This is a genomic window from Mesorhizobium sp. WSM3873, from assembly GCF_001672445.1.
Taxonomy (GTDB): domain Bacteria; phylum Pseudomonadota; class Alphaproteobacteria; order Rhizobiales; family Rhizobiaceae; genus Mesorhizobium.
The window spans coordinates 15183-31213 of record NZ_LYTM01000015.1; the positions used below are offsets into that span (position 1 = coordinate 15183).

Annotated in this window: 16 protein-coding genes; 10 read left to right on the plus strand and 6 right to left on the minus strand. The window is 59.7% G+C overall.

What is annotated here, in order from left to right; all coding sequences use genetic code 11:
* Positions 1-345 precede the first annotated feature (345 nt).
* Positions 346-1329 (minus strand): tetratricopeptide repeat protein, encoded by a 984-nt coding sequence (locus A9K71_RS12885; protein WP_066995669.1) that lies wholly within the window; start codon positions 1327-1329, stop codon positions 346-348.
* Positions 1322-1738 carry a hypothetical protein gene (locus tag A9K71_RS31440; protein ID WP_156752653.1) on the minus strand — a complete coding sequence of 139 codons (417 nt, stop codon included), beginning with the start codon at positions 1736-1738 and terminating at the stop codon, positions 1322-1324. Before A9K71_RS31440 ends, A9K71_RS12885 begins: the two co-directional genes overlap by 8 nt.
* 287 nt (positions 1739-2025) lie before the next feature.
* Here A9K71_RS31440 and A9K71_RS31445 point away from each other — a divergent pair, with 287 nt between their 5' ends.
* Positions 2026-2175 (plus strand): hypothetical protein, encoded by a 150-nt coding sequence (locus tag A9K71_RS31445; RefSeq protein WP_156752654.1) that lies wholly within the window; start codon positions 2026-2028, stop codon positions 2173-2175.
* Between the two features lie 415 nt (positions 2176-2590).
* Here A9K71_RS31445 and A9K71_RS12895 read toward each other — a convergent pair whose 3' ends face one another.
* The gene (locus A9K71_RS12895) at positions 2591-2935 is read right to left on the minus strand and encodes a helix-turn-helix transcriptional regulator (RefSeq protein ID WP_066995675.1); all 345 of its coding nucleotides are present in this window, start codon (positions 2933-2935) and stop codon (positions 2591-2593) included.
* 182 nt (positions 2936-3117) lie between these two features.
* On the opposite strand from A9K71_RS12895, the gene A9K71_RS12900 reads away from it, so the two are divergent.
* From A9K71_RS12900 to gmk, 9 genes are all read left to right on the plus strand, one after another.
* Positions 3118-3735: a hypothetical protein gene (locus A9K71_RS12900; RefSeq protein ID WP_156752655.1), complete on the plus strand. Its 618-nt coding sequence runs from the start codon at positions 3118-3120 to the stop codon at positions 3733-3735.
* A gap of 1054 nt (positions 3736-4789) precedes the next feature.
* Positions 4790-5851 (plus strand): hypothetical protein, encoded by a 1062-nt coding sequence (locus A9K71_RS12905; protein WP_066995681.1) that lies wholly within the window; start codon positions 4790-4792, stop codon positions 5849-5851.
* A gap of 178 nt (positions 5852-6029) precedes the next feature.
* On the plus strand, positions 6030-6971 hold the full coding sequence (fabD, locus tag A9K71_RS12910; RefSeq protein WP_066995684.1) for an ACP S-malonyltransferase: 942 nt from the start codon (positions 6030-6032) through the stop codon (positions 6969-6971).
* 300 nt (positions 6972-7271) lie between these two features.
* The gene (gene fabG, locus A9K71_RS12920) at positions 7272-8009 is read left to right on the plus strand and encodes a 3-oxoacyl-[acyl-carrier-protein] reductase (protein WP_066995690.1); all 738 of its coding nucleotides are present in this window, start codon (positions 7272-7274) and stop codon (positions 8007-8009) included.
* A 314-nt stretch (positions 8010-8323) separates the two neighbouring features.
* Positions 8324-8560, plus strand: coding sequence for an acyl carrier protein (locus tag A9K71_RS12925; protein WP_006203723.1), 237 nt, complete (start codon positions 8324-8326; stop codon positions 8558-8560).
* A gap of 34 nt (positions 8561-8594) precedes the next feature.
* A complete protein-coding gene (gene fabF / locus A9K71_RS12930) occupies positions 8595-9857 on the plus strand; it encodes a beta-ketoacyl-ACP synthase II (protein WP_066995693.1) in 1263 nt (420 codons plus the stop codon).
* Positions 9858-9960: 103 nt separating this feature from the next.
* The gene (gene mltG / locus A9K71_RS12935; RefSeq protein WP_066995696.1) at positions 9961-11190 is read left to right on the plus strand and encodes an endolytic transglycosylase MltG; all 1230 of its coding nucleotides are present in this window, start codon (positions 9961-9963) and stop codon (positions 11188-11190) included.
* 155 nt (positions 11191-11345) lie between these two features.
* Positions 11346-12236 (plus strand): YicC/YloC family endoribonuclease, encoded by an 891-nt coding sequence (locus tag A9K71_RS12940; protein WP_066995699.1) that lies wholly within the window; start codon positions 11346-11348, stop codon positions 12234-12236.
* A 5-nt stretch (positions 12237-12241) separates the two neighbouring features.
* Positions 12242-12916, plus strand: coding sequence for a guanylate kinase (gene gmk, locus A9K71_RS12945; RefSeq protein ID WP_066995702.1), 675 nt, complete (start codon positions 12242-12244; stop codon positions 12914-12916).
* 48 nt (positions 12917-12964) lie between these two features.
* Here the strand turns inward: gmk and rsmA are convergent, their stop codons facing one another.
* The 3 genes from rsmA to A9K71_RS12960 all read right to left on the minus strand — a co-directional run bounded on the left by rsmA (position 12965) and on the right by A9K71_RS12960 (position 15861).
* A complete protein-coding gene (gene rsmA, locus A9K71_RS12950) occupies positions 12965-13825 on the minus strand; it encodes a 16S rRNA (adenine(1518)-N(6)/adenine(1519)-N(6))-dimethyltransferase RsmA (protein ID WP_066995704.1) in 861 nt (286 codons plus the stop codon).
* Complete coding sequence (gene pdxA / locus A9K71_RS12955) at positions 13822-14856, minus strand: 4-hydroxythreonine-4-phosphate dehydrogenase PdxA (RefSeq protein WP_066995707.1); 1035 nt, start codon at positions 14854-14856, stop codon at positions 13822-13824. The genes rsmA and pdxA overlap by 4 nt, the downstream gene beginning before the upstream one ends.
* 78 nt (positions 14857-14934) lie before the next feature.
* Positions 14935-15861: a peptidylprolyl isomerase gene (locus A9K71_RS12960; RefSeq protein WP_066995711.1), complete on the minus strand. Its 927-nt coding sequence runs from the start codon at positions 15859-15861 to the stop codon at positions 14935-14937.
* Positions 15862-16031 lie beyond the last annotated feature (170 nt).

Below are 16031 nucleotides of genomic sequence, written 5' to 3' on the forward strand. Positions count from 1 at the left end.
TGAGAATGAGAAAGGTTGCTCTGTACGAGGGTCATTTGTAAACAGTGGCACTTGGATATCATATCCTTTTTTGATTCTAACTATTTTTTCTTTGGCGTATTTTTTGTTCATAAATCAAGATGTGCCAAAGATGACTAGCTACCTTATATTTGCTTTCATATTTCACCTATCAATTTTGATGTCTTTCAATATACATACAACAAATATAATAAAATTCATGAATGACCGCTTGGAGATACACCTCTCCAGAATCTAGGCTGTGTCGACAATATTTCGGCCATGCGACGGATTCAACCAGTCATTGATTTTGTATTTCGATCCGAATCCGTTCGGGACTAGCGAGTCTTAGGCCTTTTTTGCGGGTGGTTCCAACTTGATAAGATTGGCCTTAGCAGTGGAATCCCCTTGATCAGCGGCTTTGCGTATCAAAATGATGGCTTGGGCGGTATCCTGCTTCACACCACGGCCATCGAGGTATGCTACTCCAAGGCTATTCTCAGCTTTGGCGTACCCCTGATTGGCAGACTTGCGCAGCCAGGCAACGGCCTCCGCATAGTCTAATGGGACCCCTAACCCCTTGTAGTACGAAAGACCAAGGTCGTACTCGGCACCTGCATCTCCCTGGTCCGCAGCTTTCTGGAACCAGGAGACGGCCTGGACGTAATCGATCGTAACGCCTAGCCCCTCCGCATAAATCAGACCAAGATCATGCTCGGCAAGGGCATTCCCCTGCTCCGCCGCTTTGCGATACCATGCGACAGCCTCGGTATAATCTTGGGCGACACCTAGTCCTTTGGCGTAAGCCAAGCCCAGAAAGTATTGAGCAACAGCCGTTCCTTGGTCGGCGGCCTTACGGAACCATGCGTCAGATTGTACGAAGTCCTGCGGGACGCCTCTTCCATCTCTGTACAGCAACCCGAGATTGGTTTGAGCGACCGCTAATCCTTGATCGGCTGCTTTGCGAAACCAAATTGCAGCCTCGGCATAGTCCTGCTTGACCCCTAACCCACGGTCATAAAGGTAGGCGAGATTGTGCTCTGCCTGGGCATCACCCTGGTCCGCTGCCCTGCGGTACCAAGCGGCAGCTTGAACGTAATCCTGAGTGACACCGTGCCCTTCGGCGTAGGCGGTGCCAAGATTGTCCTCCGCCTCGGCGTCACCAGTCTTGGCCCTGAGGTTCCACAACTCGAAAGCCGTTGCGTAATCTCCCCTTTTATAGGCTTGTTCCGCTTCGCCGGCGTGGGCCATGCCGGCCGCTAAAACGCCAGACATGAAACAGAGCAACTTTGACAAGCTCTGCATGGTAGTTTCCAAAAAGGATTCAGCCATTCTTTGATTCCCTGCACCCCGATCCGAATCCTTCCGGAAAGGGTCTCTCATTCAGCTTGGCTCTGATGAATTTCCCCTGTGCACGGGCCATTCTTTGATTAAGTTTTGCCAAAAGGTATGAATCCCAAATTATGAAAATCATACCGGGAGCAAAAACCACTTTGTCCGGCAATAAAAGTATCTGAGACAATAACACTATAACGACAACGGAAAAAAAGCAGTTATAGGCTCCGAATATGGCGTCCTTCCACATACGAGTCCGTGGGAGATATTGTTCCATCCATGGCATAATTAACGGGTTTTCATCCCAGAATTGATCGATAGTAATGGGACCCTGCACCATACCGTCGGTCTTGGTAACTTCGGCCGCAGCCTCAGCAGGTTTATTCGGATTGACCTCTTCAGCCATTCCTTCCTCCATCTCTCTTGGTTAGAAGGAATTTGCTGCGCCTACTTGAAGTTAATCCAAGATGGAGATCAACTTTGCGTTAGCTGATCACGTCCGAGTGTGGCCAAACTTGACGGCATGCAACCGTGATTAGGGTCCGAAAATAGCCCTGCCGCTGATGCAGGAGAACCCATCAGTCACATTTGCGAGAAGCGCTTTGAAGGCGGTAGACCTAACCTGTCCCCCATGTATTGATTGTGGACGAGTGTCGTGAATGAAGCTCGGAAAACCGCTGACGAAAGGCTGGAATGAGCAAGATTCTGCTATTCGCATCCATGGCCATCATGCTCATGCTGGCCGACAGCGCACATGCCATAACACATCATGTCGATCCAAACAATTATGAGGAATCCTCGCAAACATTTGGAGGACTGCAAAAAGAAAAGTCGGTTCAGTGAAGATTATTGCCTTTGTGCATATAGAGTTTCACACGGTATTTTGCAGAACGGACCGATCTTTAATATGTTTGTACAATCCGCCATAAAAAACAAGGCTCAAATAATAAAGTTATCGGAATTACACTCTAGAGAGTGACCTTTATAACGAGCATACGTTCTCTTCGATGCGAGAGAAGGCAGAGTACCTCGAAGGGAGGTTCGCTATGTTTACACAAAGATTGCGTAGCCAGTGTGTGAGTAGGGGGAAACCCGTCAAGTTCTCTTGATTGACGGCGTCGGCTTGTTCATCGAGGATGAGTCCGGGTTCGCTTATATCCATCATATTTGGTTCATGATTGGCGTATGTGCTTGAGCCTGAACCCAGACAAATCTCGCCGGTGGTTAGTCGCCCCAAGATGAGAGACACGACCTTCCCTCAGGATGCCGACTGGCCTCTTTTTGCCAAAGCTTTTAGCTGCTCAATTGCCACTTTCAAATCGCTGTCGCTAAGGCCTGAGAGGATCACGCCGGCTTGAATTTCAAGCATGGCACGTTGCTCGGATTGAGCCAGATCGCCCTCCTGAAAGAAAATCCGTACGGGGACATCCAGAGCTTTCCCGAGACGCACGAGGGTTTCAAAATTTGGCCAATTCAGCCCTCTTTCCCATTGGGAGACGGCGTCAACTGACCTGTCCGTCCGGAGCGCCAAATCGTCCTGCGTAAGCACTCGCAACTTGCGGAGTTCCCTCAGAATCATGCCGAAATTTTTGGTCGCTGACATAGGGCAGCATTGCGCTGCCAGCTTCAAACGGTGAACCGAACAAAGTACGGTGAATTGGCCTTAAAGTCGTAATAAATTACGGATTCTTGCGTTGAGCTATCGCCCTCTCTCGGCTATTGAATCAGGCGCTCGGGCTACTCGGGCCAGCCCGCAGAGAGTCGGGAATTTGCGAGGGGGTGAGGTTGAAGATAGCTTTTGCTACCATTCTAGTTCTGGGGATAATGGGGGGATCGTTGCAACGGGGACAAGCAGCGGAAGATAGCCCCGAGGCGAAAAGCCTTAGGCAGGAATGGAAGTTTATCGCAATCAATGACGATTTTCGAAATAGGTACATAGGTTCAGGAAACAGCCTGTTACGGAACAAGTTTATTTCCGAAAGGGCTAAGCAACTCAGAGAAATCATACCGACCGGTCACATAACAGGATGGGTGGGCAGGGTTGATCATATCAACGATGCGGGTGGAGGATATGGCTCCATTGCTGTTTCCGTTGACGAAAATATTCAAGTTGGTACGGCTGATACCTTGCTTCAAGAGCCTTCACAATGGATCGATTCCATGACCTCGGACCTTGGCGGGGGGGCGGAGAAGGCGGTAGAAGGGAGTTTGATTGATCCCAAGTCGCAGTTGTACCAGAAATTGCTAGCGCTTAGAGTTGGTCAAACCATCGAGTTTTCCGGAAGTTTCTATCCAACGAACGATGGAGGAATTGTTGACTCGAATATACTTGAGGAAAATTCCGTAGTTAAACCGTTCTATAAATTCAAGTTCGAATCAATTAGCGAAAAACAACAATCCTGACGGAGAGTGAACTTCTGTCGAACCTCGTTGAGACCTAGGCCCACTTCTGTTCCAGTAGGACGGTTCTGACAGGTCCGGGCATCATTACAACCGAAGCGTGCCCCTTGCGAAGCGCTGCGCTGTAATTCAAAGTCCACTGGAACGGCCCACGGGAGCGTGGATCAAGGTCGGGCAGTCGGGGCAATAACAATGAATTCGATTTCCGCACTGATTGGGATATTGGCGCTCATTGCGGCGCTTGTTGGGTTCATACCGCTTGTCGGGTGGTTGAATTGGGTCGTGATCCCCGTGGCGGTAATTGGCCTCGTTCTAGGGCTGTTCTCTAAGAGTCGACAGGCCGAAACATAAACATCGTAATCCTCCTCGTTTCAATGTTCCGGCTCTTCATGGGAGGCGGCCTCCTATAGTAATACGCTTCATCGATGGAGTGGCCAACTTTAAGTTCAGATGGGGGGCGTCGCACTGTAAATGCGTAGATGTGTAAATTTAGGTCTGGCAATCCTCTTTGTGGTCGCCTCCGTTGTAAACGTATTTGCTTTCGATGATGTGCCTGTTTTGAGACAACTGTTAGAAGTTGTGATCGATAAAGAGCAGACGAACAACACTGAGTTTTTTGGCCGTATCGGTATTGTTTCCGGCAACGCCCTAATTTTCGACAAGGGGACATATGAACGAGGCCGTCCCACAAAAGTAGCAAAGTTTTTGGATCGATGTTATGCTATTGCTAGGAATTCAGGTCAAATGAGGAATATAACGACGTGCTTTATTGCAGACTTCGAGTTAACAAGCGTTATGAGTCGAAGTCTAAACAGTCCAACGATAGCCGACACGACGACCGATCGATTCAAAAGGTTTTTTTTCTGAATTGGGTTTCGATAAAAATATGCAACAAAAGATCTACGCACAATTCAAGGAAGGCTATATCCGGGCTTCGAAATGGAAGGAAACTAGGACTATAGCACAAATAAGCAGCTGTATAGAGGCGGGAGTCGGTGGTTTAGATTGCCCATAATTCCATTGCTTAGCATGCCGCAAAGGAAGCCGATTGTAGCTCATGTTCAGGCAGAAAACACTTTTGATCCTTGGGGCAGGGGCCAGCTATGAACTGGGACTGCCCACCGGCAATGCCTTAAAACAGGAAATTTCGGAAATCTTGAAGGTGCATCCGGAGCGTGACCATCTGATGGACCTTCAGCCACGTCATGACAAAATTACAGACGCTCTGAACCATGTCGTCCGGCACGGAACCGCCGATGGTTCCACCTTCAAAAAGGCGGAATTGCTCTACGCCTGTAGCCGCATCAGTGCTTCTATTCCGCTTGCCCGCTCGATAGACAATTACCTACATTCGAACAAAGACTCGAAAGCAATCGAGTTGTGCGGAAAGCTCGGTATCGCCTATACCATTCTACAGGCCGAAGCCGATTGCCTTCTGAAAACTGAAAAGGCCGCTGCACCTTTTCAGGTGGATTTTTCGGCACTTAAGGACAGTTGGTATAGCCGGTTCGGAAGCCTGCTTTTCGAATCGTCGTTCGATGATATGAAAGAGGCTTTGAAAAACCTCACGGTCATCGTCTTCAACTATGACCGCTGCTTTGAGCATTTCCTGTATCACGCCATCATCACCTATTACGGACGGGAACCCAACGAAGCCGCCGACGTGGTGAAAAACATGGCCATCTATCATCCTTATGGAATGGTTGGTCATCTTCCTTGGACGGGTGAACCACTGACAGCCGAATTCGGAGAGAAGGCCGAAGGCGGGAAGCTCGTTCAGTTGGCCGGGAACATCAAGACTTACACGGAAGGTGTAGACCGGCGTTCCAGCGAAATTCAGGCTATCCATGAAGCCATCAGGCAGGCGACAACGGTTGTGTTCCTAGGTTTCGGATTCATCGGCTTGAACATGGATTTGCTACTCGCCGACGATGGCGAAACGATGAACACCAACAAAACGGTTTATCTAACCAGCAAGGGAATCTCAGACCCGGATATGCGCCGTGTTTGGAAACGGATAACTGAACAACTCTGGAATCCGGGTATGGAAGTGGGCGATCAATGGACCTGCGTCGAGCTTTTTGACCAGAACACCTTCAGCCTAGGTGAATCCTTATGATTGGTGGAACGGTGGCGGCTAATTGATTCATGGAGTGTGATCGCCAAAAAGCCTTTCAGAACAGGGAACTCGGCCGTTGTCCCGGCTGGAACAGTCGCTGAACTGGCGCTTGCGGGCTTGACTTGGCCGTCCGCCTTGCGCCAGAGGCAGGGAAAAACCAGCTGCTGGAGACGCTAACATGGCCGTCGCATTCACCTTTCCGGGACAGGGCAGCCAGGCCGTCGGCATGGGCAAGGACCTCGCCGATGCCTTTCCCGAAGCGCGCCATGTCTTCGAGGAAGTCGATGAGGCGCTCGGCGAGAAACTGTCGAAGCTGATCTGGGAGGGGCCGGAAGAAACCCTGACGCTGACGGCCAATGCCCAGCCGGCGCTCATGGCGGTGTCGCTGGCGGCCGTAAGGGCGCTGGAATCGCGCGGTTTTTCGCTGAAGGACAAGGTGGCTTATGTCGCAGGCCATTCGCTTGGCGAATATTCGGCGCTTGCCGCAGCCGGCTTCGTTTCGGTGGCCGATGCCGCGCGGCTGTTGCGCACCCGCGGCAACGCCATGCAGGCGGCGGTGCCGGCGGGCGAGGGCGCCATGGCTGCCATCATCGGGCTGGAGCAGGCCGATGTGGAAGCCGCCTGCGCCGAAGCTGCACAAGGCTCTGTCTGTCAGATCGCCAACGACAATGGCGGTGCCCAACTGGTGATTTCCGGCGCCAAGGCGGCCGTCGAACTGGCGGCGAAGCTGTGCACCGAAAAGGGTGCCAAACGGGCGCTGATGCTGCAGGTCTCGGCACCTTTTCACTCGGCATTGATGACGCCGGCCGCCGATATCATGTGCGAGGCGCTGGGCGGGGTCGCGAAAAGCGCGCCGGTGGTTCCCATCGTCTCAAATGTTTCGGTCACGCCGACCAGCGACCCGGATGAGATTGCCCGCCGCTTGGTCGAGCAGGTCGTCTCCCGCGTGCGCTGGCGCGAGACGGTGGAATGGTTCGGCGCCAAAGGTGTCGCGACGCTTTACGAGGTTGGCGCCGGCAAGGTGCTGTCGGGCTTGGCGCGACGCATCAACCGCGATATCGCGACCGGCGCCATCGGCGCGGCCGCGGAAGTCGAGGCGGCGCTGGCAACTTTAGGATAAACGGGAAACTCTAGCTGGCAGGTGCGGCATTCTTACTTCAATCCGTCTTTCTCCCTAAGCGCCGCCTCGACGATCTCGTGGCGATGACTGATCGAAGCAAAGCCGAATAACTGCGTGACTTCGTTGAGCGTGGACTCGAAGATCTCGAGGACTATTACCTGGCTGCGGAAGTGCTGGAGCAGATCAGGCTTGGTGAAGAATCGGTCGTGAGCGCCGAGAACTTCTGGTATGGCCTGGACAACATGACAAATGCGGAACGAGGGTCGCTCGCGGGGCGTCCGGAAGAATGAGGTTGAAGCAATGTTCGAACTGACCGGCCGTAAGGCGCTCGTCACCGGTGCATCGGGAGGCATCGGCGAGGCGATCGCCAGGGTGCTGCACAGCCAGGGCGCGATCGTCGGCCTGCACGGCACCCGCGTCGAGAAGCTGGAAACGCTGGCCGGCGAGCTCGGCAACCGCGTAAAGCTCTTCCCGGCGGATCTGACCAACCGCGACGCGGTCAAGGCGCTCGGACAGAAGGCGGAGGCCGATCTCGAAGGCGTCGACATCCTGGTCAACAATGCCGGCATCACCAAGGACGGCCTGTTCGTGCGCATGTCGGACGCCGACTGGGATTCCGTGCTCGAGGTGAACCTGACCGCCGTGTTCCGTCTCACTCGTGAGCTCACCCATCCGATGATGCGCCGCCGCCATGGCCGCATCATCAACATCACCTCGGTGGTCGGCGTCACCGGCAATCCCGGCCAGACCAATTACTGCGCCTCCAAGGCCGGCATGATCGGCTTTTCCAAGTCGCTGGCGCAGGAGATCGCCACCCGCAACATCACCGTCAACTGCGTCGCCCCGGGTTTCATCGAATCGGCCATGACCGACAAGCTCAACGACAAGCAGAAAGAAACCATCATGGCGGCGATTCCCACCCGGCGCATGGGCACCAGCGCCGAGGTTGCCTCGGCCGTCGCCTATCTCGCGTCCAATGAGGCGGCTTATGTCACCGGCCAGACCATCCACGTGAATGGCGGCATGGCGATGATCTAGGGTATTTGAGATTCAGGTGATGCCGGCCTGCAAACGGCGGCTTCCTGCGCTTCCGCTCCGGCCCTCGCAAGCCGCCATTTTCGGCTCGGCTTGAGCTGAATCTCACACACCTGGGCGACCGAGCCCCGGGCGCCTGTGAAAACAGCCATTTCGGCTTGGACGCCCGCTGTTTTTCGTGTAATGCGGCCGGCAACCCGGCGGTTCGGGCAAAAACCGGTCCTGTGGCGTTGCGTTTCCCACAAGACCATCTTTCAGCTTGATTAGCGGCATTCCGCCCGCTAACGAAGACAACACAACGTAAGACGAGGCCCCAAATGAGTGACACCGCAGAGCGCGTCAAGAAGATCGTCATCGAGCATCTCGGCGTCGATGCCGACAAAGTGACGGAGCAGGCGAGCTTCATCGACGATCTGGGCGCGGACAGCCTCGATACGGTCGAACTCGTGATGGCGTTCGAAGAAGAGTTCGGCGTCGAGATTCCAGACGACGCCGCCGAGACCATCCTGACTGTCGGCGATGCCGTGAAGTATATCGATAAGGCCTCGGCCTGAGGCTTTCCGCGGGTATCGCCGGGGAGGACCTGCGATGAGGCGAGTCGTCGTCACGGGCCTTGGCCTGCTTTCGCCGTTCGGCATGGGTGTCGAGCACAGCTGGAAGGAACTGCTTTCCGGCCGCAGCGCCGCCTGCCGCATCACCGAATTCGAGGTGGACGACCTTGCCTGCAAGATCGCCCACGTCATTCCGCGCGGCGACGGCTCGAACGGCACCTTCAATCCCGAGGCCGTGCTCGAGCCGAAGGAACTGCGCAAGATCGGCGACTTCATCCTCTACGGCATCGCGGCGGCCGACGAGGCGCTGGCCGATTCCGGCTGGAAGCCCGAGACGCATGAGGACCAGTGCGCCACCGGCGTGCTGATCGGTTCGGGCATCGGCGGCATCGACGGCATCGCCGAGAACGCGATGATCCTGAAGGAGCGCGGCCCGCGCCGCATCAGCCCGTTCTTCATCCCCGGACAGATCATCAACCTGGTCTCCGGCCAGGTTTCCATCCGGCACGGGCTGAAAGGCCCGAACCATGCTGTCGTCACAGCCTGTTCGACGGGCGCGCACGCCATCGGCGATGCCGCGCGTCTGATCATCTGGGGCGATGCCGACGTCATGGTGGCCGGCGGCGCCGAAGCGCCGATCACCCGGCTTTCGATGGCAGGTTTCGCCGCGTGCCGCGCGCTCTCCACCGAGCGCAACGATGCGCCCGAGATCGCTTCGCGCCCCTATGACCGCGACCGCGACGGCTTCGTCATGGGCGAGGGCGCCGGCGTCGTTGTCCTGGAGGAGCTCGAGCACGCCAGGGCGCGCGGCGCCAAGATCTATGCCGAGGTCACCGGCTACGGCCTGACCGGCGATGCCTATCACATCACCGCCCCGGCCGAGGACGGCGACGGCGCCTTCCGCTGCATGACGGCGGCCCTGAATCGGGCGAAGCTCTCGCCCGCCGACATCGACTACATCAATGCGCACGGCACCTCGACCATGGCCGACACGATCGAGCTCGGCGCCGTGGAGCGGCTGGTCGGCAATGCCGCTTCCAAGATCTCGATGTCGTCCACCAAGTCGTCGATCGGTCATCTGCTGGGCGCTGCGGGCGCCGCGGAAGCGATCTTCTCGATCCTCGCCATCCGCGACAACATTGCCCCCGCCACCATCAACCTCGACAATCCGGAACGCGAGACGGCGATCGATCTCGTGCCGAACAAGCCGCGCCAGCGCCAGATCGATGTGGCGCTGTCGAACTCCTTCGGCTTCGGCGGCACCAACGCCTCGCTCGTCTTCCAACGTTACGATGGCTGAATATTCAGCATACCGGCAGGTCCGCCGCCTGCCGTCATTTTTGCCAAATTTGCCCCTACACTTCGGCTAGGGGATTCGTTGCAAGATCAGACGGTAGGGCGCCATGAATACAAATCCGGGCGGCGGTGGAGAATTCGGACAGCGTCAGGCGCAAGGACCGATCGTGCCCAAGACAGCCGCCGAGGCGCTGCGCCCCGAGGCTGGCACGCCGCCGCCGTCGAAACGCTCGCGCGCGTCGCGCAGCCAGGTCGTCGTATTTCTGAATTTCTTCCTTTCGTTGGTCATCCTGGTCGTGCTTGCCTCGGGTGCCGCACTCTATTTCGGCATGCAGGCCTTCATTGAGCCGGGCCCGTCCGCCAATGGCGACACCTTCATGGTCAAGCCGAACGCCGGCGTTCAGGAGATCGCCGACCAGCTGGAGCGGCGCGGCCTGGTCAGCGATGCGCGCATCTTCAGGCTGGGGGTGCGTGCCACCGGCAACGATTCCGCGCTGAAGGCCGGCGAATACGCCATCAAGCCGCGTGCCTCGATGCGCGACATCATGGAGCTGTTCAAGAGCGGCAAGTCGGTGATGTATTCGCTGACCATCCCCGAGGGGCTCACGGTTGAGCAGGCGCTGCAGCGCGTGGCCGAGCAGGAGGCGCTGACCGGCGACATGCCGGCGGCCATGCCGCCCGAGGGCAGCATCGCGACCGACACGCTGCGCTTCACGCGGGGCGCCACCCGGCAGCAGATGGTCGAAAAGCTGGTCGCCGACCAAAAGAAGCTGGTCGAGGACGTCTGGGCGCATCGCGCGCCCGACCTGCCGATCGCCAATATGGAGGACTTCGTCATCCTGGCCTCGATCGTCGAGAAGGAGACGGGCAGGGGCGACGAGCGCTCGCGCGTGGCCGCGGTCTTCCTCAACCGGCTCGCCAAGGGCATGCGGCTGCAGTCGGATCCGACCATCATCTACGGCCTGTTCGGCGGCAAGGGCAAACCGGCCGACAGGCCGATCTATCAGTCCGACATCGAGAAGCAGACGCCGTATAACACCTATCTGATCAAGGGCCTGCCGCCGACGCCGATCGCCAATCCGGGCCGCGCCGCACTCGAGGCGGTGGCCAATCCGTCGAAGACCGACGACCTTTATTTCGTCGCCGACGGCAATGGCGGCCATGTCTTTGCCGCGACGCTGGAAGAGCACAACCAGAACGTCGCCCGCTATCGGGCGGTGCAGAAGAAGCAGGCCGATGCGGCGGCCAAGGCCTCCGGCCAGACGACGGCGCCGGCCGCTCCCGACGACGGTGCAAGTGCAGGCGCCAGCGGCGAGAATGGCGACGCGGCCCAGTAGGCCGCGGTGATTGCCGGATCTGGCCCGCCTCCTTTGACGCCGGGCCGTATTCATGTTTTGAGGGGACATCCGACGCTGGCCAGAGGTCCGGCGTCTTGCTAGGGGCGCATGCTCGGGCCATCGCGCCGGGCCTGCGTCAAGGGGTGACACGCATCATGAACGTGCAGAGCATGACCGGTTTCGCGCGAGCCGTCGCTGAGCTCGACGGCACGTCGATCGCCTGGGAAGTCAAATCGGTCAACGGCAAGAGCGTCGAGGTCAGGCTGAGGCTGCCGCAGGGTTTCGACCGGCTGGAGCCCGCTGTAAGGCAGACCGTGCAGAAGCGCTTCGCGCGCGGCAATTTCCAGGCAACGCTGACTGTCGCGCGCGCCGCCGCCCAGCAGGCGCAGCCGGTGGTCAACGAGGCGTTCCTGAAGGACCTGGCGGGACTGGCCAAGCGCCTCCAGGAGCAGTTCGGCACCGCGCCGGCGACGGCTGACGGTCTGCTGGCGCTGCGCGGCGTGCTCGACATCCTGGAGACGGTCGAGACCGAGGAGGAGCGCGCCGCCCTCGACGCGACGATCCTGTCGGCGCTGGACATGGCGCTGGCCGGATTGGAGCAGGCAAGGCAGAGCGAAGGTGCCGCGCTGCGCAAGTTGTTGTCCGGCCATATTGACGCCATCGAGGCGCTGACGCTGAAGGCCGAGGCCGACCCGTCGCGCGAGCCGGCGGCGATCCGCGAGCGCATCACCGAACAGGTCCGGCTGCTGATGGATGCGTCGGCCAATCTCGACGCGGTCCGTCTGCATCAGGAAGCGGCCTTCCTCGCCACCAAGGCCGATATCCGCGAGGAGATCGACCGGCTGAAGACGCATGTCGCATCAGGCCGCACGCTGCTTTCCAGCGGCGGCGCCGTCGGCCGCAAGCTCGATTTTCTGGCGCAGGAATTCAATCGCGAATCGAATACCTTGTGTTCCAAGTCGAATGCCGCCGCGGTCACCGCGATCGGGCTGGAGCTCAAGGCGGTGGTCGACCAGTTTCGCGAGCAGGTTCAGAATCTGGAGTGACGGGGATGGTTGCCAAGGAGCCTACGGCCGCCAGGGATCTGGGGTCCCGCATCCGCCGCCGCGGGCTGATGCTGGTGCTGTCGTCGCCGTCGGGCGCCGGCAAGTCGACGATCGCGCGCAATCTTCTGGAAAGCGATTCGAGCCTGGAGCTGTCGGTCTCCGTCACCACCAGGCCGCGCCGCGGCTCGGAGATCGAAGGCGTCCACTATCTTTTCCGCACCATGCGCGAGTTCGAACGGTTGCGCGATTCCGACGCGCTGCTCGAATGGGCCGAGGTGCACGGCAATTTCTATGCGACGCCGCGCGAGCCGGCCGAGGCAGCGCTTGCCGAAGGCCGCGACATGCTGTTCGACATCGACTGGCAGGGCGCCCAGCAGCTCAAGGAGAAGATGCGCGCCGACATTGTCTCGATCTTCATCCTGCCGCCTTCGATGAAGGAGTTGAAGGCGCGCCTGAAGCGCCGCGCCGAGGACCAGGAGCAGGTCATCGAGACCAGGCTGAAGAATGCGCGCGTCGAGATCGAGCACTGGAAGGAATATGACTTCGTCATCGTCAACGACGATCTCGACCGCGCCTTCGCCGAGGTGCGTGCAATCGTTACAGCCGAGCGCCTGCGCCGCGACCGTCGGCCGGGCCTGTTCGATTTCATCTCGGGCTTGCTGGACGAGAAGACGGAGTGAGAGGCAGTGCCTCCCCTTCTCCCACAAGGGGAGAAGGAGGCCGGCAGGTTACAGCGCGTTCGTCAACCTTACGAACTCTTCCACACTCAGCGTTTCGGCCCGGCGCGTCGGGTCGATGCCGGCGCGGGTGAGCAGGGCTTCTCCGCCCAAGCTCTTCACGCTTTGCCGCAGCATCTTGCGGCGCTGGCCGAAGGCGGCTTCGGTGATGCGGCCCAGCCTCTTGCCGTCGGTGGGCAGGGGAGATGGACGCGGCACCAGATGCACCACCGAGGACGTGACCTTCGGCGGCGGAGTGAAAGCCTGCGGGGGCACGTCGAAGGCGATCTTTGCCTCGGTGCGCCAGCCGGCAAGCACGCCGAGCCGGCCATAGGCGCCGCTGCCCGGGCTTGCGGTGATGCGCTCGGCCACCTCGCGCTGGAACATCAGCGTCATCGATTGATAGAAGGGCGGCCAGTCTGCCGTCGTCAGCCAGCGGATCAGAAGCTCCGTGCCGATGTTGTAGGGCAGGTTGGCGGCGATCTTCACCGGGCCGCCGTCCGTCGTGCCGGCAAGCGCGGCAAAATCCGTCTTCAGCGCATCGCCGGGAATGACCTCGAGCCGGCCGGGATAATGGCCGGACACCTGCGCCAACGCTTCCAGACAGCGCTCGTCGCGCTCGATGGCGATCACCCGTTTGGCGCCGTTGAAGAGCAGCGCCCGGGTCAGCCCGCCGGGGCCGGGCCCGACCTCGATCACGGTCGTCTCGCTGAGGTCGCCGGCCGCGCGCGCGATCTTGCTGGTCAGATTGAGGTCGAGCAGGAAATTCTGGCCGAGCGCCTTCTTCGCCTGCAAACCGTGGCGCTCGATCACCTCGCGCAGCGGCGGCAATCCGTCGATGGTCGTGCGCCCCCCGCTCAAATCGAGCCTCATGTCGCCGCAGTCCGGCGGCCGCTGTCGGCGAGGCGGCGCGCCAGCCTGAGCGCCGCGATCAGGCTGTCGGCGCGTGCAATGCCCTTGCCGGCGATGTCGAACGCCGTGCCGTGGTCCGGCGAGGTGCGGATGAAGGGCAGGCCGAGCGTCACATTGACGGCCTCGTCGAAGGCCAGCGTCTTGGCCGGGATCAGCGCCTGGTCGTGATACATGCAAAGGGCTGCGTCATAGCCGGCGCGTGCCTGCGGATGGAACATCGTGTCGGCCGGCAGCGGCCCGACGGCGTCGATGCCCTCGGCCTGAAGCGCCTCGACGGCAGGCAGCACGATCGACAGATCCTCCGCGCCCATCGCGCCGCCTTCGCCGGCATGCGGATTGAGCCCGGCGATGGCGAGCCTGGGCCGCGCGATGCCGAAGCGGCTCTCGAGGTCGGCCGCGGTGATGCGTCCTGTGGCCACGATCAGCTCGCTCGTCAGAAGCTTCGGCACCTCGGCAAGCGCGATGTGGATGGTGACTGGAACCGTGCGCAACTCGGGCCCGGCAAGCAGCATCACCGGCGTCACCTCGGCGCCGGTGTGGCGCGAGGCCAGATGCGCCAGGTATTCGGTGTGGCCGGGAAAGCGAAAGCCGGCGTCGTAGAGCGGCTTCTTGGCGATGGGGCAGGTGACCACCGCGGCGGCGCGGCCGGCGAGGCAGTCGGCGACGGCGCGGTCGATCGCTTCGATGGTGCCCGCGGCATTGGCCGAATTCGGCTTTCCGGGACTGTCCAGATGCCGGGCGTAGAGTGGGACGACGGGCAATGCGCGGGGAAAGTGGTGCGCCGCTTGCCCCGGCAGGGTCTCCATGATCGCCACGTTGGCCCCGATCTGACGCGCCCGCGCCTTGATCAGGGCAGGGTCGGCGAGCAGGTAGAAGGGCGGCACGCCGGCGCTGTCGCCCGCCTGCCAGGCGGTGATGGCGATCTCGGGCCCGATGCCGGATGGATCGCCGACGCTGAGCGCCAGCGGCGCGTCGGTCCTACCTGCACTCATGGCGTCACGCGGGGCGCCATGCCTGCTTCGAAGCAGGGCGGCTGGCTCGAGCCTTGTTCTGTCATGCGCCGAAACGGCCTATCGCTCGACGATGGTGGCCTTCTTGCGCAGTTCCTCGACATATTTCTTGCTGAGTTCGTCGGCGTCCTTGTCGTTGCTGCCGCCTTCGGCCTGGAACACCATCTGGGCGGCCTTGTCGTCGGAAACCTCGCGCGAGGAACAGATACCGATGAACTCGACGCCGCGTTCGGTCTCGCGCGTCGGCGTCGCCCCTCCGACCTTGGTCGCCTTGATCTGTTCGGCCCAGTCCGACGGCAATTGCGGCGCCAGCACGCGGCCGAGATCGCGCACCGTGACGTCGATCAGCCCCTTGGCGAATTCGCGCGTGGTGTTGCAGCCGTTGAAGCGGGCACGCATGGCGTCGGCCTCGCGCTTGCGCTTGGCAAGCGTGGCCGAGCGCTCGGAAGCGGGCACCACGAAGATGACCTGCTGCAGCATATATTCCGTGGCGCTCGGCTTGGAGCCGCCCTTGTCGAGCATGCGGCGGACCGCGTCCTGCTCGGTCACCGAGCCACCCTCGCCGGAGCGGTAGCGCGCGCCAAGCGCCTGGTTCCAGGCCATCTGCGCGCGGATGAACTCCTTGAAATGCTCCTTGGTAACGCCGGACTGCGCCATGACGGCGTCAAGCTTCGCGAGCGGCATCTTGTTGTTGGAGGCAAAGCGCTGATAGGCGGCGTCGACCTGCTGGTCGGTGATGCGGATGCCGAGCCGCTTGGCCTCGGCAAGCCGCAGCGTCTGGTCGATCATTTCCTTGGCCGCGTCGCCTTTCTTGCGCTGCAGCTTGAAGAATGCGGCGCGATGGGCGATGTCGCCGGTGGTGATCGGTATGTTGTTGACGACATATTTGATCTGGCTGGCGAATGCCGGCGGCGTCATTGCCGCGATCGAAACCGAGGTCGCCGCCACCAGCAGCGCGAATCCTGCCGAAAACAGGTATTTCCTCATCTCACCTTCCCAATTCCTATCCGCCACGACGGCGCCGCACGTCCTCCGAACGCATGCGCTATGTGGTCGACCCCATGCCCGTCCTATGCGGCGAAACAATGTCGCCGGCGCATGACCCCGAGAATCGGCCCCACTTTCGAAGGATCACGCGCCAATCCAAGCTTCACGCC